Here is a 628-nt window from a genome sequence, read left to right as displayed (position 1 = left end):
TCGACATGCTGCATCCGACGCCGGCCAGCTACGATGACGCGCACCTGAAGACGAATGCCCGCAGCTGCACGCTCCGTATCAGCAACGGCCGGCGCACGGTGCTGCTGGCCGGCGACATCGAGGCTGCGCAGGAAGCGGCGCTGGTCGAGCGCGCCCCGGATCGCCTGCGCGCGGACGTCCTGCTGGCGCCGCACCACGGCAGCGGCACGTCGTCCACGCTGGCCTTCCTGCAGGCCGTGCGGCCGGAAGTCGCGGTGTTCCAGGTCGGATACCGCAATCGCTACCACCACCCGAAGCTGGAGGTGTATGAGCGTTACGGTGCGCTCGGGGTCGAGCGACTCAGGACGGACGACGCGGGCGCGCTGGTGCTGGACTTCGGCGAGGACGTGGCCTGGCGCAGCTACCGCACCGACCACGCGCGCTATTGGTACGGGCGCTGATCAGACCACGCGCGGCAGCGTGATCGTGACCCGCAAGCCGCCTTCGGCCCGGTTGGCGGCCGAGATCCGTCCGCCATGCGTCTCCACGACCCGCTTGGCGATCGCGAGACCGAGCCCGTGGCCGTCGACGTTGTTGCGCGTGGGGTTGGAGCGGAAGAAGGGTTCGAACACGTCGCCCAGGTGTTCGG

General features: G+C 69.9%; 2 protein-coding genes. One reads left to right on the top strand and one right to left on the bottom strand.

Annotated elements, in window-relative coordinates:
- Positions 1 to 440, top strand: a 440-nt coding sequence (locus tag ACEN88_RS33620) for a ComEC/Rec2 family competence protein (RefSeq protein ID WP_413346680.1), incomplete at its 5' end; no start/stop codon positions are given.
- Here the strand turns inward: ACEN88_RS33620 and ACEN88_RS33615 are convergent.
- The coding region (locus ACEN88_RS33615) for a sensor histidine kinase (RefSeq protein ID WP_413346678.1) at positions 441 to 628 on the bottom strand (188 nt) is incomplete at its 5' end.

This window comes from Massilia sp. CT11-108, from assembly GCF_047302915.1.
Lineage (GTDB): Bacteria > Pseudomonadota > Gammaproteobacteria > Burkholderiales > Burkholderiaceae_D > Telluria > Telluria orientalis.
Note: the sequence above shows the minus strand (reverse complement) of the source record. Positions and strands in the feature narration are given on the sequence as shown.